Source organism: Paenibacillus spongiae (assembly GCF_024734895.1).
Classification (GTDB): Bacteria; Bacillota; Bacilli; order Paenibacillales; family Paenibacillaceae; genus Paenibacillus_Z; species Paenibacillus_Z spongiae.
Genome location: NZ_CP091430.1, coordinates 3,363,145 through 3,385,960, shown reverse-complemented (window position 1 = coordinate 3,385,960; position 22,816 = coordinate 3,363,145). Strand labels below are relative to the sequence as shown.

22 protein-coding genes are annotated in these 22,816 nt (G+C 47.1%); 5 read left to right on the top strand and 17 right to left on the bottom strand.

Annotated elements, in window-relative coordinates:
* Positions 1 to 80: 80 nt before the first annotated feature.
* On the top strand, positions 81 to 1,064 hold the full coding sequence (locus L1F29_RS15525; RefSeq protein ID WP_258389202.1) for a phosphotransferase enzyme family protein: 984 nt from the start codon (positions 81 to 83) through the stop codon (positions 1,062 to 1,064).
* A gap of 7 nt (positions 1,065 to 1,071) precedes the next feature.
* On the opposite strand, the gene L1F29_RS15520 is transcribed toward L1F29_RS15525, so the two are convergent.
* The 10 genes from L1F29_RS15520 to L1F29_RS15475 form a co-directional block, all read right to left on the bottom strand.
* Positions 1,072 to 2,085 carry a hypothetical protein gene (locus L1F29_RS15520; protein ID WP_258389201.1) on the bottom strand — a complete coding sequence of 338 codons (1,014 nt, stop codon included), beginning with the start codon at positions 2,083 to 2,085 and terminating at the stop codon, positions 1,072 to 1,074.
* A gap of 482 nt (positions 2,086 to 2,567) precedes the next feature.
* Positions 2,568 to 4,190 (bottom strand): glycoside hydrolase family 140 protein, encoded by a 1,623-nt coding sequence (locus L1F29_RS15515; protein WP_258389200.1) that lies wholly within the window; start codon positions 4,188 to 4,190, stop codon positions 2,568 to 2,570.
* Positions 4,191 to 4,400: 210 nt separating this feature from the next.
* Positions 4,401 to 5,312, bottom strand: a complete 912-nt coding sequence (locus L1F29_RS15510; RefSeq protein WP_373876511.1) for a Nif3-like dinuclear metal center hexameric protein — start codon at positions 5,310 to 5,312, stop codon at positions 4,401 to 4,403.
* 80 nt (positions 5,313 to 5,392) lie between these two features.
* Complete coding sequence (locus L1F29_RS15505; RefSeq protein ID WP_258389198.1) at positions 5,393 to 6,283, bottom strand: phosphotransferase; 891 nt, start codon at positions 6,281 to 6,283, stop codon at positions 5,393 to 5,395.
* A 361-nt stretch (positions 6,284 to 6,644) separates the two neighbouring features.
* On the bottom strand, positions 6,645 to 7,184 hold the full coding sequence (locus L1F29_RS15500) for an NUDIX hydrolase (protein ID WP_258389197.1): 540 nt from the start codon (positions 7,182 to 7,184) through the stop codon (positions 6,645 to 6,647).
* A 445-nt stretch (positions 7,185 to 7,629) separates the two neighbouring features.
* Positions 7,630 to 8,226, bottom strand: coding sequence for a sugar O-acetyltransferase (locus L1F29_RS15495; RefSeq protein WP_258389697.1), 597 nt, complete (start codon positions 8,224 to 8,226; stop codon positions 7,630 to 7,632).
* 182 nt (positions 8,227 to 8,408) lie between these two features.
* Positions 8,409 to 8,924 (bottom strand): NUDIX hydrolase, encoded by a 516-nt coding sequence (locus L1F29_RS15490; RefSeq protein WP_258389196.1) that lies wholly within the window; start codon positions 8,922 to 8,924, stop codon positions 8,409 to 8,411.
* Positions 8,925 to 8,984: 60 nt separating this feature from the next.
* On the bottom strand, positions 8,985 to 9,368 hold the full coding sequence (locus L1F29_RS15485; RefSeq protein WP_258389195.1) for a RidA family protein: 384 nt from the start codon (positions 9,366 to 9,368) through the stop codon (positions 8,985 to 8,987).
* Positions 9,369 to 9,383: 15 nt separating this feature from the next.
* Positions 9,384 to 9,866 carry a GNAT family N-acetyltransferase gene (locus L1F29_RS15480; RefSeq protein WP_258389194.1) on the bottom strand — a complete coding sequence of 161 codons (483 nt, stop codon included), beginning with the start codon at positions 9,864 to 9,866 and terminating at the stop codon, positions 9,384 to 9,386.
* 33 nt (positions 9,867 to 9,899) lie between these two features.
* Positions 9,900 to 10,325: an NUDIX hydrolase gene (locus L1F29_RS15475; RefSeq protein ID WP_258389193.1), complete on the bottom strand. Its 426-nt coding sequence runs from the start codon at positions 10,323 to 10,325 to the stop codon at positions 9,900 to 9,902.
* Between the two features lie 342 nt (positions 10,326 to 10,667).
* On the opposite strand from L1F29_RS15475, the gene L1F29_RS15470 reads away from it, so the two are divergent.
* Positions 10,668 to 11,294 carry an isochorismatase family protein gene (locus tag L1F29_RS15470; protein ID WP_258389192.1) on the top strand — a complete coding sequence of 209 codons (627 nt, stop codon included), beginning with the start codon at positions 10,668 to 10,670 and terminating at the stop codon, positions 11,292 to 11,294.
* Between the two features lie 306 nt (positions 11,295 to 11,600).
* On the opposite strand, the gene L1F29_RS34205 is transcribed toward L1F29_RS15470, so the two are convergent.
* Entirely contained in the window at positions 11,601 to 12,287 is a 687-nt protein-coding gene (locus tag L1F29_RS34205) for a winged helix-turn-helix transcriptional regulator (protein WP_309252400.1), read from the bottom strand.
* Between the two features lie 49 nt (positions 12,288 to 12,336).
* On the opposite strand from L1F29_RS34205, the gene L1F29_RS15455 reads away from it, so the two are divergent.
* Together L1F29_RS15455 and L1F29_RS15450 are read left to right on the top strand one after the other, a co-directional pair.
* Entirely contained in the window at positions 12,337 to 12,762 is a 426-nt protein-coding gene (locus L1F29_RS15455; RefSeq protein WP_258389191.1) for an isochorismatase family protein, read from the top strand.
* A gap of 80 nt (positions 12,763 to 12,842) precedes the next feature.
* Positions 12,843 to 13,583 carry a pirin family protein gene (locus L1F29_RS15450; protein WP_258389190.1) on the top strand — a complete coding sequence of 247 codons (741 nt, stop codon included), beginning with the start codon at positions 12,843 to 12,845 and terminating at the stop codon, positions 13,581 to 13,583.
* Between the two features lie 694 nt (positions 13,584 to 14,277).
* On the opposite strand, the gene L1F29_RS15445 is transcribed toward L1F29_RS15450, so the two are convergent.
* Positions 14,278 to 15,228 (bottom strand): carbon-nitrogen hydrolase family protein, encoded by a 951-nt coding sequence (locus tag L1F29_RS15445; RefSeq protein WP_258389189.1) that lies wholly within the window; start codon positions 15,226 to 15,228, stop codon positions 14,278 to 14,280.
* Positions 15,229 to 15,552: 324 nt separating this feature from the next.
* On the opposite strand from L1F29_RS15445, the gene pdxR reads away from it, so the two are divergent.
* Positions 15,553 to 17,004, top strand: a complete 1,452-nt coding sequence (pdxR, locus tag L1F29_RS15440) for a MocR-like pyridoxine biosynthesis transcription factor PdxR (RefSeq protein ID WP_258389188.1) — start codon at positions 15,553 to 15,555, stop codon at positions 17,002 to 17,004.
* Positions 17,005 to 17,130: 126 nt separating this feature from the next.
* Here the strand turns inward: pdxR and cyoD are convergent, their stop codons facing one another.
* The 5 genes from cyoD to L1F29_RS15415 form a co-directional block, all read right to left on the bottom strand.
* The gene (gene cyoD / locus L1F29_RS15435; RefSeq protein ID WP_258389187.1) at positions 17,131 to 17,457 is read right to left on the bottom strand and encodes a cytochrome o ubiquinol oxidase subunit IV; all 327 of its coding nucleotides are present in this window, start codon (positions 17,455 to 17,457) and stop codon (positions 17,131 to 17,133) included.
* On the bottom strand, positions 17,458 to 18,084 hold the full coding sequence (gene cyoC / locus L1F29_RS15430) for a cytochrome o ubiquinol oxidase subunit III (RefSeq protein ID WP_258389186.1): 627 nt from the start codon (positions 18,082 to 18,084) through the stop codon (positions 17,458 to 17,460). It lies immediately after the preceding gene.
* Positions 18,084 to 20,063: a cbb3-type cytochrome c oxidase subunit I gene (locus L1F29_RS15425; RefSeq protein ID WP_258389185.1), complete on the bottom strand. Its 1,980-nt coding sequence runs from the start codon at positions 20,061 to 20,063 to the stop codon at positions 18,084 to 18,086. The genes cyoC and L1F29_RS15425 overlap by 1 nt, the downstream gene beginning before the upstream one ends.
* 20 nt (positions 20,064 to 20,083) lie before the next feature.
* Complete coding sequence (gene cyoA, locus L1F29_RS15420; protein WP_258389184.1) at positions 20,084 to 21,028, bottom strand: ubiquinol oxidase subunit II; 945 nt, start codon at positions 21,026 to 21,028, stop codon at positions 20,084 to 20,086.
* A gap of 214 nt (positions 21,029 to 21,242) precedes the next feature.
* Positions 21,243 to 22,739 carry an aminotransferase class I/II-fold pyridoxal phosphate-dependent enzyme gene (locus L1F29_RS15415; RefSeq protein WP_258389183.1) on the bottom strand — a complete coding sequence of 499 codons (1,497 nt, stop codon included), beginning with the start codon at positions 22,737 to 22,739 and terminating at the stop codon, positions 21,243 to 21,245.
* Positions 22,740 to 22,816 lie beyond the last annotated feature (77 nt).

The window sequence follows — 22,816 nt, the reverse complement described above, 5'->3', positions numbered from 1 at the left end:
ACATTATATGTTATTTATGAGACAATCAAGGTACAGCAGAAAACGGTCCTATTGGGGATTATGGGGAGGAATACGATAACATGGCGTTGTTTCCGGTCACGCATTCAATTTTATCGCAGCGTGCTCTTGCTGCTGAAGTATTACCGCATTACTTTGGGGGATCGCCGTCAGAATGCCGGCTGCTCGTTCGAGGCATGAATGATACTTATCTCGTTCATTCGGAAGGCACACGCTATATACTGCGGGCTTATCGACATGGACACCGCAGCTTGCAGGATATTCGGCACGAATTAGACCTGCTGCAGTATCTGCATTCGAGAAGCATTGGCGTTGCAGCTCCTCTCACTCGGCTGGACGGCCAATATGCAACGGAGATTCAAGCACCTGAAGGAACGCGTTACGCTGCTTTGTTTGCTTATGCTCCCGGTCATATGCTTCCGCTATCGCCTGAAACAGCTGGCCGGTATGGACAAGCTGCTGCCAGGCTCCACGCAATCATGAATACGTTCGTATCGAAGCACCGCCGTTATCAGATTGATCTGAAGCATCTGTTGGATGACCGCGTACCTTGGATTCTGCCGTTACTCGAGCACAGGCCCGAAGACCAGCTGTTCGTCAACCGCGTGTGGCGATTCCTTCGTGAACACCTCGACAGCATAGCTCCTCATTTGAGGTGGGGGATGTGCCACGGCGATCTGAACGGCGGTAATTGTCATACCGATAATGAAGGCAATCTGACATTCTTTGACTTCGATTGTGAAGGGCCGGGATGGCCAGCTTATGACGCAGCTGTCTTCAATTGGTCCGTTCGCGATATGTCCGACCGGCACTATGCAAGGCAGCTGTGGCAAGCATACTTGGATGCCTACCAGCACGTGCTGCCCTTATCAGAGATGGAACTGGCATCGATCCCCTATTTTGTCGCTGCGCGGCAGCTATGGCTTGTCGGGCTCCACTGTCAGCATGCCGATGAATGGTCCTACGGAAATCTGAGCGAGGCATATTTTGACAGGCGTCTTCGAATCCTTCATGAACTGGTTCACGAGCATGATTGGAAGCTCTGACTTGCCGTTATGAGTCGAAATCGATAATCAAATAATTTCTGGCCATCTGCTCCCAATCCCTTATTTGTATAATGACATCCGCATACCGGGACAGCTGCCGGTACTCCAGTGGTTTGTTGAAGGGCGTGAAATCCTCCGCAATGATCTTGCTAAGCGCACATCGGAGCGAAGATACTTCATCATAGCAATTCGCCGCTTTCTCCAATGTATCTGCGTACTCGGGAAATTCATCCTTCATTCCTCTCAAGAACGTCGATACGTATATTTTATCGTTATACAGCTTTAATTGGCACAAGATGTTGAGGTACAACCCGAACGGATCCTCATGTTTCTCGCATAATAATTCAGCATATCTCGTGTGGCCTGCGAAACCGTCCAGATGTTCGCCTGTTTTGGTGCCTTTAATGAGCTTGCACGCCAGCTTGATCGTATCCAGATACATGTCTCTCTTCGACAGCTTGGCGGTCTGGCCATGAATAATGATATATTTGCCGCCTGATTCTTGAAAATCGCGATGATGCCAATTCGATTTCCGGAAGTAACCGGTGACGTCATGCGGCTCATTATGGTCATCCTGCTGATCCATAAAGGGATTATAGCCAAGCAGCACTTCGCCGCCTTCATCATATCCGCCTATGATGCAGCAGTCTGAACAGGTAATTACACCTTCCAAGGTCAATACGGGATAGCCGCTGTCGATGCTGTTCATAATTCGCTTCTTGTCGATTTCATAATCGCTTGGTTCATGAATCGTCACATCATATCCTAGCATTCTGAAGGTATGCGGAACAATTTCCATATTGTGTACGACATGATAATCGCCTGGATTAAACCCTGATGATGTAATCGAGGCTCTGAATGCCGAACCCGAAAGGCAGATTACATCCTCATAACTTATTGTTTCCCCAAGTTGATGAAGAGCGGATACGACACTCCAGCCATACTCGCTCTGCCTGGCGGGGTCAGACCAGTTGACTGGCTGCAGCCCAGGGATGACGGTGCGAATCGAGTTGTCTGCCATGAAGTAACCTCCTCGCTAATGTTCTTCTGATGAATGTGATAGAGCTCATATTTTACCATAATCGGTCAGGATTGCATCAATATAAAATAACGATCCCTCGATGGAGAAGGATCGTTATTCGTACCTCCAAGCATCTATTAGCATGTATGTGAGGGGGATGCGCCCCCTTTGCCACAATAAACCCTATCGAATGTCGGTTACAAGACCATTGTCTTACCGCATCGTTTCCACTATCTATGGTTCTATATCTCGAGTCAGTCGGAGCGATAAAACCAGATTTCTTGATGACAAATGTAATCGATTACGTGATCGGATAGGGTTATACTACTGCCATCTTTTAGTGATGTCAATAGCATCTTTTGTCGAATAAAGCTTACATTCACAGATATTAAATTGCTCTGTTATCGGGCACTCGAAGATAAGAATAAACACCGGAACGAGTGCTCCGGTGTCCGATGTTACAGCCGAACAAGTTCAAGAAGTTAAGCGATGGCTTCAATCACCAGCACCCAATCCTGGAATATCTTTAATCGTCCCGTCGACCAAGCCCCTTCTTCATTCGGAACAATTTGCCCCATGTCGTACTCATCTCCTGTTGCCGGATCATACGCATAAGCCCGGTATGGAATATCCTGTTCTAATTCTCTAACCGTCACACCGGAGAAGGCCAAATGCATAGGCGCGTAGATGACTCTGACTTCGCCTTCGATCCCCGCCGCGTATACTCTGGAATAGACGTCCGCACCCTCTGGAACAGGGTTCAGCCATTCCGGGCGCGGCTGAAATTCCCACCAGCGATATTTCTCCAGCAGCTTCTTCCCGAGTCCCACCTGTCTGGAACCCGCCAGCTGCGCCGCTTCCTTCCAGAACGTATGCCCCCATGCGATCCCGGTAGGCGAAGCCCCATACGGCTGCTTCTCGTCATTGACCTGCCATATTCCATTGGCCCCGTAGGTATGGCCGCATGCCCCATTCAGCATGCAGTTCCAGAACAGCATACGCTGTACCTCTTGGTAGCTCGTCCCTCCGATGCCTTCATAACAAACCTCGGAGTTGATGACCGGTATTCTCGGCTCCCGCGCAACCGATTCCCGGATTTTCTGTACCGTACTGCCGACGGTAATGATACCTGAATGTCCTGTCTGAAGCATATCCAGGTCGAGCACCGAAGCATCCTCTACCATGTCATGTCCATATTCGGTCGGATGAATCGTAAGCGCTCTCCGGAAAGGATCGATCTCACTAATGTAACCGGCGATATCCGTCCATTCCTTACGAAGACGTTCCACATAGGCTTTCTTGAGCTCAGCGTCGTTGAACGAATCCCATTGATAGAACGGCATCGTCGCTTCGCCGGCCATGCACCATACGACCGGATAGGCGCCATATCTCGCAATAAGATATTCCCAATGCTTCTTGATATTGTCCTTCCCGGCAAAATCCAAGTAATAGCCCCAACAGGCGACTATGCATGGCATAAGTCCTGACTCAACGAGCCAATCGATCTTCAGGTCAGCCGTATCGAAGAAGGCGGGATTGATTCGCGCGAAATCTGCTTCCCAAGCTTGTCCGCCTTCAGCCGCCCCCCGTTCGTCGAATGGCGCCATATCCGGATATAATCCGGCTACGAGTTGAATCGCGGTAAAGCCTTTTCCTGCACGGTCCCGGGTCAGCCACTGGAAATCCTCCGGCCATTGGAGCCGCTTGGTGAGCGACATCCACCATGTATCGGCAAGCCAGAAGAACGGCGTGCCGTCTTCATGCTTCAGATATGTGCGGCATTCCGACGCTCGCACGGCTCCATGTTTATAGAGGGGATTATCTCCTTCATAAGGTTCAATCTGTACTTTGCCGGTCTGCCCATGTAAGCCAGAATCATTGTTCTCCGAACATATTGTCCTGATTTGATGCATGCCGATCAGGGGGGATGAATAACGAAGCTTCCACTTCCCTCCACCCGCCCAGAAGCCGGGGAGCTTGCGCACCTGACCGTCAGGTCCCGTCACCAGCGCTTCGAATCTTACATCATGGAACGGATCATTGTAATCCTTCTCGGATTGAAACGTCCATTCAACAACGGCATTTTGTTTAACGTTATGAATCATTGGACTTTTTCCTCCTTCTCTTTCCTAATGCAAGTGATCTATCGGTTCTGAATGATCCGACCCTTATATGTTCGTCATCCGTACGCCTTAATCCCTCTTTTTGGAAAAAAAGGTTTTTTGAGAGAATTCATTATCGTGACCTGACTGACTTGCAGCTATGACAACCGTCGATTCAAATAATTAGATTTTACAGCTTTACGAATGATTGTTTTAGAACCACCATTTACGCTGTCTTAACAGCTTGATGTTTGACGTTACTTCTTTCTCCAACCATCGTTTCATTTGAGTCTTCATGACAAAAAACTCTGAAGCAGCATGCGATAACCCAATGAGCGACATCGGTGTCTCCTGAACATAGTCCATCATCACTCGATACCTTTGTCTGCCGTAATCATTATCGATGTGACAATGAATTTCTCCCGTAATATAGGCTTGAGCTCCCAGGCTCGCCGCATATTTCATATCGGACACGACGTCACCGCATCCGGCAATGATTGCAATTCTGCTGATCTCCTCATGCTCTTTACCCTCAAAATCCACATAAGGTATTTCAAACAACGCTAGCAGACGGGCAATAAGTTCCTTCGTACTTGTTGAACGAGTCTTACAGATTAACCCGGCATAGCCATTCCCATACTTGCAGAACTCATCTATGATCTGAGCTTCCAAGGCTTCTGCGATTGCATCGCTTGTGCCGACTTCGCGATTATAATCAAGCGGCGCGTGGCAGGTATAAACCGAGAGCTTCCTTTCGATTACTCTATCTATTAATTCGGTCGGTATGGGTACGAAGCCCCTGCCCCAATTCCCCCGCGGATCGCCGCATTCCATGGGGATGGGATGATGCATGAACAACAAGTCGCCTTCAGAGGCATCTTCAATAAACTGCCTAATGACTTCATCCGTCGGAAACACAGCCAAATATATGGTTTCGACTTCTTGACTGCCGCTTATCATCAGACCATTGAATCGATGATTAAAATCCGCTTCGAACTTGTCCTGCCATCGAAATTGAAGGGGGTCATACACCATGGGCAGAAATCGACTGAATGCCGGGTCTTTATCCAGTCTATTGATGCCAAAGAACGAATCCAGCTTTTCCTTCATGTGATCAAGCTGCATCGTATTCACCCCTCTCCGTCATATAAAATCATTCTCCCCCATCTGTTCAGCATCTGCGCGGCGGAATATGTGTATACGAATTAGAACAGCTCCGGCTGCGCGAGCCACTTATCTAACGATACCGATCCTTGAACGCCAAGCAGCCGGTAAAGATATCGGTATACCCTCCTGTGACTCGATAATTCCGGCAGGTCAAGAATCGTCGTGTAGCCGCTGACAAAAGATTTTGACGATTCGTGATCTAAAATGTACTCAAGTCCAACAAAATCCAATTCCCGAGGAGCCACTACATACGCTTCAATGTCCACGATAGCGGATAGCTTACCGTTATCGGCCAGAAATTGCGAAGGGTCCATATCCACTAAGATTGGGCTGAAGGATGGAGGAACAGGAAGTCCCCTTAATTCCTCCAGGATTGGCTCCAATCGATCTTTGATTGGGCTATCCTGCTGATAATCCCGCTGCACCAACAGCCTCATGGCTTGTGCTAATGCGTAATGAAACTCCCCCTTGCTCTCTGACCGGGTATTGGCAAGATTTCCATAGAAGCCGTATGTATTCGCGTGCACCTTAGCCAGCCATCTCCCGTAATGATACAGGAGCTCTGCAGGTTGGTTCGTGAAAGATTGAAGTACCGTTCCTTTCATCTTCTCTACGATGAGAAACTCCCTGTCCTCCAGGATATGATGGGCGATAATGTTAGGGACGGGGATGTCGGAGATCCTGTTCAGAAGCTTAGCATTCTCTTGAAAGTAGAGCTTTTGTCTCGGATCAATCCCAAATAAGAATTTACAGCCCCACCAAAATTCACGATTGGGCTCATCCCGCAGCCTTGACGAACGTACGATAACCTCTTGCGACGCCGTTTTCACCGACCATACGTCGCTGGCATGCCCGGAATAGCCAGGATCAAGTAATGTAATCTCTTCTATCATCTCATTGAACAAGGGTTGGAGAACGTTCAACGTCATACATCTACCACCTTCCACATACATAACTACCATTATTATACTGTTAAGAGCTAAGAGACGTAACAAAAAACATCTGCTCCTCCTATACTCTCGTAAGTTATCACAAACAACAACGAAAGGAAGAACAGATGCTCTCTTATTTAGCGGTTACATTCTGGTTTTTTTGAGAGAATATTGGATTATGGGAGGAAACCATGCCCCATCCATACGCAGTGGGTGTGATGTACAATAATCGGATTCAGTCTTATGTATCAAGGTTTTGTATTGGTCGTCGGAGGACTTAAAAAGGATCAGCCAAGGCGGATCCTTCTGTTCTTATTGAGCTATCGTTCCCATCAAATAGAATTAAGTTTCAATATTCTTAATTCTTTATTCTTTCTAAATATAATTCCATTGTTTTTTTACTGCCGCCACGTTGTGGTGATATAGGGGGGAATTCTTCGAGAGCAAAAATTTTCACTCGACCTTCCTCACTATCTCTTATACCTCCAGCGATTGCTTTTGCTTCAAAATAAAAATTAATCATTGGACCTGGGTAACTCATATTCTTCTTAAATTCCCATCCAAGGAAATGAGTAATCTCAACATTAAATCCTGTTTCCTCAAATGCTTCTCGAATAGCTGCCTCTTCTGGAGACTCGCCATATTCTCCATGGCCTCCTGGAAGAGCGGCAGGATATTCTTTTGGTGCATTTGGAGGTAAAATTGAAACAATACCATTTTCTGTAGTGATCAAGATTACTACTCCCATTGCGTTTGCAGGAAAGTGTACCCAGTTGCATGAGGGACAGCATACACGTTCAATATTATCATCGTTAATTACCTTTTTAATTAGTTCTGTACGGCACTTTGGACAATATTGATACCTGAGGCGAGGTAAGACGATTTCGGGATAGTTCATGTGAAATCCTCCTTTGTTCAGGGACAGTTTCAGTCCCTGTTGGTCATTATATGTCCCACATTTAGGTTCTAGTCTGCTTCGGCAAACGATATATGTTCTTGTCCTTGACCTTAGACACGTACAAATATCGTTAAGCGTTAAAGTAAAAAAAGCCGCCTTCATTGGCGGCTGCACTCAATTCGGGCCATAACTTCTGACCACTTCTCATTGTGATTGCTGCAAAGTGTTCCGGCAGCAGTTGTATCGATAGCCAGTAGTCAATTGCACTATCGTCTCCATCAAGCATAGTCCAGTGTTCAATAAATAAGATCTCTCTAGCTTGAATAACTGTCACTTAACTGTTCGAGGCTGGTTGGGACGTTGATCCCGTATTACAAGCGATGCTATGGAATACTAGATGGACTAAAGAGGCTCCAGCATATTTATTATATGCCACGTATAGCTCTTATTTCGAACTATACCGCGGGTATCGATCCTTATCCGCTTCCGTAATTTCACGAATGACCCGGCACGGATTCCCAGCTGCAATTACCCCTGATGGTATATCTTTAGTAACGACGCTACCGGCTCCGATAATCGTATTGTCTCCGATAGTAACCCCTGGTAATACAGACACTCCTCCCCCAATCCATACATTGTTTCCTACGGTAATGGGAAAAGCAATTTCTAATCCTTGATTGCGCTGTTCGACATCGAAGGCATGACCGGCGGTATAGAATCCGCAGTTTGGCGCGATAAACACATAATCTCCAAAGGTAATTTTGGCTGCATCCAGCATTACCGCATTATGATTACAATAAAAATTCTCGCCAATCTCAATGTTATATCCCTGATCGCATGCAAAAGGCTGTTCAATCAAAAAGTTTTCTCCCGTTTTTGCAAAAAGCTTCCTAATGACTTCTCCTCGCTCTGCTATCATACTTGGACGAAGGTGGTTATAGTCATAGCACAGCTCTTTAGCGTGAAGACGCTCCTCGACCAATTGTTTATCATTGTTATTGTCATATAAATAACCTTTTTTTGCTTTTTCTTTTTCAGTCATGTACATGTATAGTCCTGCTCCTTCAGTTTGGTCAAATTTTCAAAAAAACTTTGGATTGTCTTCGCCACCGGATGAGATTGGCGGACGATCAGATTAATCCGTTGACTGGTCTGGCCCAGCAGTGCAGTTTGCGCCGGCGGGATCCTTCGTCCAGTTGGGCGATCTGTCTTAATGGGCCACTCTTATTCCGACTTTCTGTTTATTACCTTGCTTAAGGCAGCCTCATAAAAATCGTAGTTATCTTGAATCCACGGTATCGTACGTGCCTGTTCCGGGTTGTGCAGCCCTCTGCTCCTGATCTCGTCATTACTCTCAATATCATCGAGCTGGCTAATTCTTGCCCAATAAAACACCATGCAGCTGTCCGGATAAGGATACTTATAGTTCAGAGGCCGTTCGCCAAGCAGTCTGATCCGTACATAACCTAGCAGCTCGACGGAATCTACAATGGCACCTGTCTCCTCATATAATTCCCTCCGGGCAGCTTCAGCCGGCGATTCCCCTTCTTCTACATGTCCGCCTGGAATGTCCCATCCTCGGCTATGCAGATCGGTTAATATCATTTCATCCCCTTGGAAGGCAAGAACAAAGGCACTCGTTATGGATTGTTGTTCCGGCATCCGATCCGACAGTACGAATTGCATCGTATTCGGCAGCGGCAGCCATGCAATATCCTGTTCTTCTCGAAGAATATTCAACACTTGATCTCCTCGGATAGTAAATTTGAGTAATCATGAACATCATGAGCATAAACCGGCTCAAATGATGGCTTGCACTTCGATTTCGACCAGTAATTCCGGGTCAATCAATGCCTTCACTTCTACCATCGTAGCGGCAGGCCGGATATCCTTAAACACTTCTCCATGCGCCTTTCCGATCTCTTCCCACTTGGAAATGTCCGTTACAAACATTCGGGTCCTGACGACATGTTCCATCTTTGCTCCGACCTGCTTAAGTGCATCCTCGATGGTTAAAAGGATCTGCTTGGTTTGCAGATAAGCGTCTCCATGACCGACTACTTGCCCATCCTTCATTGCGGTAGTCCCTGCAACTTCGACGATGTTACCGACCCTTACCGCTCTGCAATACCCCACGACGGGTTCCCATGGCGATCCGGTCGAGATTCTCATTCTTTCTGTCATAATAGCCTCCTGTTGTCAGGTTTCATGGATGAACTTCATATAAATCAGTTTCTCTGGGAAACATTCGAAACCGGCTTGTTCGTAAAAGCTCCTCGCCGCGGTGTTCATGACATTCGTATCCAGCTGGATGCGATTCGCACCCTGTAATTTTACCAAATGGATACAATGTTCTAATAATAGTGTACCGGCACCCTCTCTTCTACTCGACTGCAAAATAAAAAGATCCTGAATTCTTAGTATAGGCCAGCCTGTCGTTGTTGAAAATCCCCAATTAATCAATACAAATCCGATGCAGGCATCCGCATTCTTCACCAAATATAGTTCAGCCGAGTCGAATCCGATTAAGCGTTCCAAAGCCTGGTTGCATTTTTCGAACAAATCTTCGCTATAATGATCGCCCTCAATATGTAAGGCAAGGAGCATACTAGCTTCCGCTATCCAATCGCTTGTCATTCTTATGATTGCTAGCGGCTTTTGAACCGGATACTTGTATTCCATCAGCCCCCCCTACACTGTGATATGACCGAGCGATCATACAATTCCTTCATCAAAGTAGGTAATTTCCGTATTTTTCGTTACGAGTTCGCTTAATCCTTCTTGATAATAGGGCATTAACTTGTCAGCCTGTTCGATTTCGATCCACTGGATCTCGCCGATCTCCTCAGGTCTCGTGATCTCGGGGCTTCCGCCAACAATCTCACCGCGGAATGTAATGAATAGAGCATGCGCCTCGTATTTCCTCAGTTTTGCTTCGTTGAGAGCGACAATACCATAAACGCGTATATCATATCCCGTTTCTTCCTTGGCTTCTCTAATCGCCGCTTCCTCTAGCGTTTCCATCTCCTCAACGGCCCCTCCCGGAAGAGACCAACTATCGCGACCTACATTTTTAACCATAAGGACTTTCGATTTTGTCTCGTCGGTGATCAATGAATAAACAACATTTATTCGTCTCATGTCTGACCTTCTTTCGATCTATTATGATTTTTTCACTCCAGATTACCGAGCTGGGCTGCCTTACTTGATCAGATTTGTTGAATGGAAGAATATGGATCAGTCGTAATCATGTATATCATACTACAATGGACAGGCAATAACGCTGATGATACGGGTTTTGTTGTATTTTCTACAGTAATTATGCTTGCAGAGCGGCTAAACCATGATTCCAACTCCACATTAGGTAACATAAAATAAACCTGGGTAATGAAATGTGCCTACTTTTAATTTTTTTTAACTTGGTACATAATCAGGCTGTAAGATAAATAAAGCAACTAACAAAATTATAGGAGGTATCTTACAATGTCTCAATCTCATAAATTTTTTGACCGTGCTTCTATTGATAATGCAGCTATTTTGCTGATTGATCACCAAATTGGTCTTATTTCTACTCTCGGAGAATCCATGAATCGTGCTGCCGTGAAAAACAACACACTTGCGCTTGCCAAATTAGCTAAAGCCTACAATATTCCTGTTATTCTGACTACAAGCAATGCCGATGGACCCAATGGCCCTTTGATGCAGGATCTCGTTGATATGTTCCCTGATGTTCAAGTGATTGATCGTGTTCTGATCAATGCATGGGATGACGAAAACTTTGTTAATGCGGTAAAGAAAACTGGACGTACTACCCTGATTATGGCGGGGATCTCAACTGACGTCTGTCTTACTTTTCCAGCTATTGCCGCTACAGCTGACGGTTATGATGTTTACGGCGTTCTTGATGCTTCCGGTACTTGGAACGCTCTTATTGAACAGGCCGCTATGCTCAGAATGAGCCAAGCGGGTGTTAAACTCACGACTTGGGTTTCGCTTTCTGCCGAACTGCAGCGTGACTGGTCTTTACCTACTGGTCAAGCTCTTGCTCAAACCTATGCTGAACACTTCCATGAGTACAGTGTTCTCATGGACCTGCATAACTCCAAATAAGTTTTAATTTCAAGGACTTACCAACATAAACAAAAATCACCTTCAAGACAGGTTGACCATATCGTTGATATGGACATAATCTTGGAGGTGTTTTTGCAGTTATTACTGTATTGGGATGTATAAAGGTCAAAGCTCCATGACGATGAACCATCAAATGTTAAAGTGATAAAGATAACTCTTCGTAATGTGAAGTAAATAGTTGCCGATCACAACCCATCTGTCTTCTGCTGCGATGCTATTCAGGCAGCAACATCCGCCCTATCTTTTTGCAAAAATCAAGCTTGACCTGAGAACCAACCGTAACGATTACTTTCGCACTTGGATCCTATGGTTTCGATGCTTCTCCCCCCAATCGTGCATTTTTTCTAAAATTGGCTCCAATGTTCGTCCGTAATCAGTGATAAAGTATTCCACTTTCGGAGGTACGACTTCATACACCGTACGCCCGATAACACCCATTTCTTCAAGCTCGCGCAAATGAAGAGTAAGTATTCTCTTTGAAATATTTGGTATGAGCTTTTGTATTTCACCAAATCGTTTGGTTCCTAGCTTTAATAGATAGAATAAAATAACAGGTTTCCATTTTCCTACAATTGTTTCTACAGCCGTTAGAGCACTGCACCATTTTGTATAAGAATCAGGTAGATCGGAACTAACGTTATTCTGAATTAAGTATACTAAGTGGGACTCCCCCCAATTATGCATATCTTGAAGTATAGATTCTAATGTACGTCCATATTCGGTAATTGAATATTCCACCCTAGGTGGGACTTCCGCATAAATTGCCTTTTCTACAAGCTCTTGCTCTTCTAACTCATGAAGTTTTATAGACAGAGTGCGTTTATTAATATCAGGAATTAATTTTTGAAAGTTACTGAATCTTTGCGTTCCTTTTTGAATTAATTGATGTAAAATAATCGGTTTCCACTTACCAACTATTACGTCTAAGGCAATCATTGCTTCACAAAATTTTGTATCTACATCAGAAGTCATTATATACCTCTCAAGTTTACGGTAACATATCGTTTACCTGGATTATTAAATGTACCTACTTTTTATTTTGTCTTACTTGATTCATAATAAACGTCGTAAGATAAATAAAGCAACTAACAAAACTATAGGAGGTATCTTACAATGTCTCAATCTCATAAATTTTTTGACCGTGCTTATGGCGGGGATCTCAACTGACGTCTGTCTTACTTTTCCAGCTATTGCCGCTACGGCTGACGGTTATGATGTTTACGGCGTTCTTGATGCTTCCGGTACTTGGAACGCTCTTATTGAACAGGCCGCTATGCTCAGAATGAGCCAAGCGGGTGTAAAGCTCACGACTTGGGTTTCGCTTTCTGCCGAACTGCAGCGTGACTGGTCTTTGCCTACTGGTCAAGCTCTCGCTCAAACTTATGCTGAGCACTTCCCTGAGTACAGTGTTCTCATGGACCTGCACAACTATAAAATAAAGATATGAAATAAAGGTGCTCGTATATATAGATCATCAAAAAATCAATATATAGTATGGTATCAAATCAGAATGGGATGTGAACCTGTATGATACAAATTTTAAAATCTTCAAATACACCTATTATGGGCGGTGGTACGTTTAAGCTTCGTATGATTAGACCAGGTCAAATTCATCATAAGCCCCTCGATGATTCTGCTTTTGGATCCCTCAGCAGAATTGATCATGCCAATTTAGGGGTTGGGGCTTTGGTTTCTATGCACTTGCATCGTAATGATGAAATATTGAGCTATATGTGGAAAGGCGAAATGGTACACAGGGATTCAACGGGACAAGAAGTAGTAATTTCACCTAATCGTTTGATGATGATGAACGCGGGTAGCAGTTTTTATCACGAAGAAGCGGTTCCCGAAAAAAAAGTTGAAATGCTTCAGATATTCATTCGTCCTAGAGAAAAAGATCTTCCCCCACGCGTACAATTTTACGATCGACCTCTAGACTTTAGAAACAGTGAATGGAAATTGATTGGAGGGCCCGAAGAAAGTAACGCCCCTTTAACCATTTACCAACAAATTTATATATACGATGCTCATCCACAATCTGGTGACACTATTGAAGTGCCTTCATTGCAGGGCCTGACTCCTTGGGTTTATATTATGGAAGGAGCAGTTCAAGTAGGTGAGCATAGCCTTATCAAAGGTGATGCAATAACGGATTCGAATTCCCAGCTGCCTCCGTTTCAGGTGACTGAAACTGCAACTCTTGTTGCATTCTTAATCGACCAAAATGCCCCTTTCACGATGGCTGGACTTTTCAGTGGAGTTCGTTAATTTATCCGTACAAAAATCGGCTCAACCTTCAAAATCAGTGCTTGACGGGTTCAGGCTTGACCCCAACGGACCTAGAAGCCGCTATTTACAATGATTAAAGTCCAAACTGGATTCTAATGGACACAGAATCCGTTATAGAGGTGAAACGGACCCTACACCTGACAGTTGAAGCCAAATAAGGTCCTCCATGTCCGCAAGTACTGCAAAAAGCAGAGAATCGAAGCAAATAAGGTCTCTGGTGTCCGCATATTCTTCATGCGAGTATGCTTTCGCTTGTAGCTTCATTTTCCTTTTGTTTCGTCAAGCACTGATTTCGGTTTTGAGCCCAAAAACCAACTAAAAATTTAATCAAGAAGCGATCAATTCGACATTAAGTTGGTTGGTCGTTTCTTGATGATTTTGATGCCTGTGTAGCCGGGTTTTACTCTCCCTGCATAACAGAGCATTTCAATGTGGTGTTTATCCAAGACAATCATTTTTTGTATTCGACTGATACCCTCTTCAGACTCAGGCACGGGGAATATGGGCCAGACATGCATCATCTCTTCATATTCCCAGATTAAGGGGGCATGATCTTTGACATCCTCATTGCAGCTTCTTCCAATAAAACACTTCCTCGAAAGGAAGTGTAGTGTTCAATCAGCAAGTTGTTCTTCGACGTTTACATTTATGTTAGGCGATCATGTTGTGCGTATCATGACTTTCTACGAACGATGTCTTGCTTCTGATCGTTAACGACCAGTTGAAAGACGTCCGGACGGCTGTAATGGCCAACCGCATCAAAGTCAAATCGGCTCTGTACGACCTGGGCGAGATCGAGCGTCGCGATCAGAATGCCTTCTTCATTATAGAGCGGTTCAACGACATAGTCGCCAAGCGGACCTACAATGGCGCTACCGCCTCTGCTTAGAATATCGGCATCCTCCTTGATGTCGTCATAACAGGCCAAATCAGCAGGATAGGAGTCCTTGGTTGCATACTGATTGCAAGAAATCACATAGCAGCGCCCTTCGCAACCGATGTGACGGATCGTGGACTGCCACGTATCGCGGGCATCTGCAGTCGGAGCAATATAGATGTCAATGCCTTGCGCATACATGGCGGTTCGAGCCAGCGGCATATAATTCTCCCAACAGATCAAACCGCCGATCCTGCCCAGCGGCGTATCGATTACGGTAAGCGTGCTGCCGTCTCCTTGTCCCCATAAGAGGCGTTCCGAACCTGTAGGCACAAGCTTGCGGTGCTTGCCCAGCAGGTTCCCGTCCGGCCCGATGTACACCATCGAATTGAATAAAGTCCCCGTACTGAATTCCTGATCGCGCTCTACCACTCCGATAACGAGATAGATCCCGAGTTCTTTGGCCAGCTCGCCAAATATAACGGTTTCGTCGCCAGGTATGTTAATGGCGCTTTCCCAATAGCGTTCCCAATCCCTTCTACCGTCAGCCGTACGGCTTCCGACACGTGCGCCGAAGCTCAGCCCCCGCGGATATCCTGGCAGGAACACTTCAGGAAAAACAATCAACTCGGCCCCTTGTCCAGCCGCTTCCCGTGACATGCTGTCAATCTTGTCCATGGCGGATTGCTTATCGAACAGAATAGGTGCAGACTGTACGACAGCCACTTTCACTTCCCGCTTCTTCATTCCTCCACCCCCATAAACTTATTTGCTCGTTGACAATGATTACTCCGGCTATGCTCCGTACTTGTCATCGCGCTCACTTCCAAATATCAATTCCGACTTAATCACTATGATAAAAGAATGCATTCAAAAATAAACCATCCAAACCCGGTTGAATTCAACCATCCACTTACCATCCACTTGGCATTCGCTGCGTACCATCCATGTTCAATGAATGGATAAACATTTGTCACGGTTAGGATGAATAACGTGCGTCTATTTCTGAAAATCAGTGGTATGATAAAAATCACAGAATTGTTTTATTTGCATATCAAGGGAAGTGATAAGATGTGGATACCTGATCGTCAAAGCAAGAAGCCTCTCTATCAACAAATCGCCGACCACCTGGAGCAGCGAATATCGTACGGCGAATATCCGCCCGGCAGCCTGCTTCCATCCGAAAGGAAGTTAGCCGATCAATTGGGGGTAAACCGGAGCACCGTCATTTTGGCATTCGCAGAGCTACGTTCGATGGGCATTATTGAAAGCCGTACGGGCAGCGGAACCCGCGTAAGCAAAACCAAATGGGGAGCTACGCCCAAGCACACGCCGAACTGGAGCCGGTATGCCGAAGGCGGCAGCTTCCTGCCGAACCCGCCCTTTATGCGAAGAATTCGGGAAGCGCTGCATCAGCATCCTTCCTTAATTGATTTCGCAAGCGGAGAGCTGTCGGCCGACTTGGCTCCCAATGATGAGATCACCAAGCTAATGAGCGAGCATAAATATACGTCCTATTTGGGCTACGACAATCCGCAAGGCTACGTACCGCTTAGACAAGCGTTGGTCTCGTATCTTGAGCGGCATCGCGGCATCCATACGACCGAATCGTCGATTCTGATCACATCCGGTTCTCAGCAGTCATTATATTTGATCACCCAATGCTTATTGTCTCCGGGCGATGCCGTTGCGATTGAAGATCCTTCTTATTGCTATTCGCTGCCCATGTTTCAATCGGCCGGTCTCCGGTTGTTCCGGCTTCCGGTTGACAGCTCGGGGATCCGGCCGGAAGACATTCGCGCCTTATATAAGAAGCATCGCATTAAGATGGTGTTTATGAACCCGAATTTTCAGAATCCAACAGGTATGGTGTTCGATGCCGAGCGTCGCAAGCAGCTGCTCGACTTAGCCAGCGAATTGAGGCTGCCCATCGTGGAGGATGATCCATTCAGCCTGACCGCTTATGACGGGGTACCGCCCTCTCCGCTGAAATCGATGGACATGATCGGCTCCATCCTATATATCGGCTCTTTCTCCAAGATCGCCGCTTCCGGCATGCGGATCGGATGGATGGTCGCTCCGAATTCCATTGTGGAGAGACTTGCGGATGCCAGACAGCAGATGGACTTCGGACTTAGCGTTATTCCTCAGCAGGTGGCCGCGCAGTTCTTAAATTCGAATCACTTCGTTCCTCACCTGGAACGGCTGCGCATGCAGCTCCAATTCAAGCGGGACCTGCTGATCGAAGCGCTGCAGAAGGAGCTCCCGGATCTGGTCACGTTCTCCATCCCTCAAGGCGGATTGCATCTATGGTGCAAGCTAATCCCCGAGGTGCATGACGGCAAGCTGCTGGAGGAGGCCATTCGCAGAGGCGTTGTGTTCGTTCCCGGGAGCGTCTACGGCTCGGATTCCGGTTACATTCGATTTACCTATGCCCGGGCGAAAGCCGAGGAAATAGGTCCCGGAATCGCAAAATTTGCGGAAGCGCTGCGTGAGTTAATTGGTGAAAAGCCTGCTCTTTAGCAGCTTACCCACCGCCATCATGTAGCGCAGCATCGCGAACCGGGAGCTGCGCTCGGTACGAAGTTATATATATATGAGAACAACCGCGGAGTATCATACTCCGCGGTTGTTCTTTTTCCTATATACTTAGTGGGCCACCATGTTGTACATCATGATCCACATCGAACCGGCCACGATAACAAGCAGAATGATTAATCCAAAGATAAGAGATATCAGATTATATCGCGGCTTCTTCTCTTCGCGCAGATGCATGAAGAAGAGCAATTGCACGATAAACTGCAGGACGGCGGCGATCATCAGCGCAACTCCGCTTGCCGTTCCCTCCAGCCATTCGTTCTTGATGATCAGGATCGGAATAACGGTCAGCACGATTGAACACAAGAAGCCGATCGTATACGATTTGAGCGAGCCATGCGATTCTTCATGCGAATGCGTCGAATCCGTATGTGCCATCTAACTCACCCCCATTAAATAAACAATCGTGAAAACAAAGATCCAGACGACATCGAGGAAATGCCAGAACAAGCTTACAATGTTCACTTTACGTTTCGTGACCGGCGTAATTCCCCGCTTCGCTAATTGAATCATCAGCCCGATCATCCATACCAGTCCAATAAGCACGTGCAAGCCATGTGTACCGACCAGCGTAAAGAATGCCGACCAATATGCGCTTGTTCCAATATTGGCACCTTCGTGAATCAGATGAACAAACTCGTTGATTTCGAGTCCAATGAAGGTCGCTCCCAACAAGGCAGTCACTGCAAGCCAGCCGATGAGTGCCTTCAGTCTGCCTTTGTTCATCGCGAGCAGCGCCAAGCCGCATGTAAAGCTGCTGGTAAGCAATATGAAGGTTGAAACGATAATTCCATTGATATCAAACAGATCCGCAGGCAGCGGCCCGTCCGCCGTACTGCCCTGAAGAACAATAAACGTCGCAAAGAATGTGCCGAATATAATAACGTCGGTCATCAGGTAAATCCAAAAACCTAAGGTGCGCATTTCTTCCAGATCATGATGGTCATGCTGCTCCGAATGCAAATCGGCTTGATGTGCCGGTCCGGATGCTTTGGTATGTGCCATTAGCCCGTCACCCTGCCTTTCTTCGCTTCCGTACGTACGATTTCGTCAACCGGAATATAGTAATCAGTCTTATAGTTAAATGAATGCACCAGCATGCTAATTGCTACTCCTGCAAGTCCCGCGATAATAAACGGTGTCCAGTGGAACACGAATCCGAAGCCGGCGACAAACCAGCAGGCCGACATAATAATCGGGATGCCCGAATTTTTCGGCATATGAATCGGCTCCAGCTTCGCTGGCGCAGGCGTCGCATGCCCTTCTTGTTTCCGCAGCTTCCGCTCCCACCAATCGTCCTGGTCGGTTACTTGCGGCAGCACGGCAAAATTATAATGCGGCGCCGGCGAAGGTATCGACCATTCCAGCGTTCTTCCGTTCCATGGATCGCCTGTCGTATCCAAATTGGCGTTGCGATGCTTCACCCCATGGGCGATCTGCCATACTTGGAACAGGAACGCAATCCCCATCAGAACGGCGCCAATGGTGGAAACGAGATTCATTTCATACCATCCCTTATCCCATCCGTAAGAGACGACTCGGCGCGTCATACCCATCAGACCAAGTACGTATTGCGGCATGAAGCAGAGATAGAATCCAATGTTCCAGAACCAGAACGCCCATTTGCCGATACGCTCGTTCAGCTTGAAGCCGAATAGCTTCGGCCACCAGTAATATAGACCAGCGAAGTAACCGAATACGACGCCGCCAATAATAACTTGGTGGAAGTGGGCGACAAGGAAGTAGCTGTTATGAAATTGAAAGTCTGCCGGCGCTACGGACAGAAGTACGCCAGTCAAGCCGCCGACAATGAAGCAAGGAATGAATCCGATCGTCCACAACATCGGCGATTCGAACGTTATCTTGCCCCGGAACATCGTAAACAGCCAGTTGAACACCTTGACGCCGGTCGGAATCGCGATCAGCATCGTCGTCAAGGCGAAGAAGGCGTTAACGTCGGCCCCCGATCCCATCGTGAAGAAGTGATGCGCCCATACAAGGAAGGACAAGATACTGATAATCATCATGGCATATACCATCGATTTATACCCGAACAGCTTCTTCTTCGAGAAGGTCGCAACGATCTCGGAGAATATACCGAAGGCCGGCAGGACGATAATATACACCTCGGGGTGCCCCCACATCCAGATCAGGTTGATGTACATCATCGGATTGCCGCCGCCATCCAGCGTGAAGAAGTGCGCGCCGGCATAACGGTCCAGGAACAGCAGCGCAAGCGTTGCCGTCAGAATCGGGAATGAGAAGATGATCGCGATACAGCTCGACAGCACCGACCACGAGAACATCGGCATCTTCATCAGCTTCATGCCGGGTGCGCGCATTTTCAGAATTGTGACGATAAAATTGATCCCGGTCATCAAGCTGCCGATTCCGGATATTTGAATACCCCAGATGTAGAAATCTTGTCCCACGCCCGGATTATACATGAGCTCCGAGTAAGGCGGATAAGCAAGCCACCCCGCATCAGGCGAACCTCCGATAACGAAGGAGATGTTGAACAGCATCGCCCCGGAGAAGAACAGCCAGAAGCTAAGCGAGTTCAAGAACGGGAACGCGACATCCCTTGCTCCGAGCTGCAGCGGAACGATTACGTTAAACAAACCGAACATGAACGGCATCGCCATGAACAAGATCATGATCACGCCGTGCGTGGTAAAGATTTGGTTATAATGATCCGGCGTTAAGAAGCTCATCTCCGGCACGGCCAACTGAGTCCGCATTAACAGCGCATCTACGCCACCGCGGAACAGCATCAAGAAGGCGGATATGATATACATGATCCCGATCTTCTTATGATCGACGGTCGTTAGCCATTCACTCCAGAGCCACTTCCATTTCTTGAAATACGTTAATACGGTAATGACCGCTATGAGCGTCACTGCGATACTGACATCCGCTCCATAAATTAACGGATCGCCCGTAACAAAAAATTCGGAAGCAAAGTTCTGCACTTTCTCCCACATGAGCAATTCCCCCTTACCTCTTAATGACCCATATGATCCATCGATGGTTCTTCTTCTTCTTCTTGTTGTCCCTGAGGCTTATCTTGCTTTCCGGTAGACAAACCGTGGTTATGGGACGTCGCATATTTGGTGACCGTCATCTCGAATAGCTGATCCGGGAAAGATGAGAAGGCCAGTACTTGCGATGTCGATGGTTCTACCAGCTTCTTGTACCCGTCCAATGTCAGAGCAGGCGAGGTCGCTTTAATCTCATCGACCCATTGATCGAACTCTTCTTGCGACATCGATTCCACGTCGAAGTACATATCTGCGAAATGTCTGCCCGTGAAGTTGGCGCCGGAGCCCCAATATTCCCCTTCCTCATCCGCTTGCAAATAAAGTGTCATGGCCATGCCCGACATTGCATACATCTGTCCGCCAAGCTGCGGAATCCAGAAGGAATTCATCGGTGAATCCGCTGTAATTTCAAACCTGACAGGCACACCGTTTGGAATCTTCAGCTCATTAATTGTCGCGATCCCTTGTTCCGGATACTGGAACAGCCATTTCCAGTTCAGAGAAGTCACCTGCACGGTTATCTCCTTCTGCTCCGATTCCAATGGCTTGGATGGCTCCAGAGCGTAAGTACCCTTTACCGTAATGACCCCCAGAGCCAAAATAATGATAATTGGGATGCCCCACCAGATGATCTCCAGCTTCGTGCTGTGTTCCCATCGCGGCGTATAGGCCGCTTTCCTGCCTTCCCGGTCGCGATAACGCCATATGATCACCGCCGTCATGATCAGAACAGGTACAACGACGATGCTTCCCAGTATGGTTGAGATCACCATCAAATCTCTCTGCTGCTCGGCGATCGGCCCCTTGGGATCGAGCACGATGATATTATTCGTGCATCCGGTCATAAGCAGCAGGACGATTGGCATCGCAACGAGCGCCAACCGCTTGTAAGCTTTGGATAATTTCAAAGTTCTCAGCTCCTGTCGACTTCCATTCGTTCTTGAACCTTCCTCACTTTATAAGAGAACGATGAAGGTGTCACCAGCCGTTTACCTCAACATATAACCAGCCATGTTCAACATTTCGCAACAAAATTGGTATAACTCGAAATATAAAAACTCTTCAGATTGTACTGAAGAGTTCGATGAGTTCAATGAATATTGGATTACCGCACACCGTCTGTTAGATATCTTGGTATAGCGGCTGTGTATCTTCGTGAACGTTCTTGACGACCTTAATCCTTCTCAATGCAGCATCCTCAGGTCCTTTAACCGGAAGCCCTTCTTCAACATGACGCATAATATAGTCGATGCTTTCGGAAGATATAATCTGTCCGGGCATCAAGATCGGGATTCCAGGCGGGTATACATAAATGAACTCCGCGCATACGCGTCCGCAGGATTGCTGCAGCTCGATACGTTCAAAAGGCGCATAGAAGGCTTCTCTTGGCGGCAGCAGGAAGCTTGATGCTTCCGGCACCGGCGCTGCGGTAACGCGATCAGCGTGCTGTTCGCCAGGAAGGAACTCTTCCGACATATGCCGCAGCGCCTGAATCAGCCGGTTCACTTCATGCTCCGTGTCACCCAGCGTGATCAAGCATAATAAATTCGTCAAATCGCTAAGTTCCACTTCAATGTTGTAGATTTCCCGCAGCCACGCTTCAGCAGCAAAACCGGTCAGAGGCAGCTGCTCGAGATGTATGCAAAGCTTGGTCGGGTCGTAATGATAGACGCCTTCCTGCTTACAGATTTCATCGCCATAGCAGTAGAGGCCGGGTATTCCGTTAATTTGACGACGGGCATCCCGGGCCAGGCGTATCGTTTGTTCTGCCAAAGCTTGCCCGTGCAGCGCCAACTGCCTTCTGGCGGCATCCAGTGAAGCTAGGAGCAGATACGAGGTTGAGGTCGTTGTGAGCATGCTCATGATCGTACGTATTCGCTGGATGTCGACAAGACTGCTTTTCACATTCAATATCGAGCTTTGCGTCATCGATCCTCCAAGCTTATGGACACTGGTTGCCGCCATGTCCGCACCCGCCTGCATCGCCGACATCGGCAGTTGATCATGATAATGAAGCAGCGTCCCGTGCGCTTCATCAACCAGAACCGGAATCCCGCAGCCGTGAATAAACTCGACCATTTGACGCAAATTAATGCTAGTCCCGTAATAAGTGGGATTAATGAGAAGCACGGCCTTTACATCCGGGTTCATTCGAATCGCATTCTGCATGGATTCCAGCGTGACGCCATGCTCGATCCCGAGCCGTTCATCCTTCATCGGATACACCCAGACCGGAATCGCCCCTGCAAAGATAACGGCGGATAGAATGGATTTATGCGCGTTGCGGGGAAGGATGATTTTGTCTCCAGGCGAACACACGGACATAATCATCGTCATAATTGCGCCCGTCGTTCCTTGTACGGAGAATAACGTATAATCCGCTCCGAAGGCATCTGCCGCCAATTGCTCGGCCTCCTGTATAACGCCGCCCGGCTGATGGAGATCGTCTAGCGGAACGATATTGATCAAGTCAATCGACAACGCATTATCACCCACGAACGCCCGAAATTCCGGATCCGCCCCTCTCCCCTTTTTATGTCCCGGTATATGAAATTGCAGCGGGTCGCTTGCGGCGTGCTGCCGAAGAGCCGTAAACAACGGCGTTCTATGATGATCCATACTTCTCTGTCCTTTCTATGTTCGCGATCAAACGTATGCTTCTTAGAACAACACGTTTCATTTTCTCGCCTATAAAT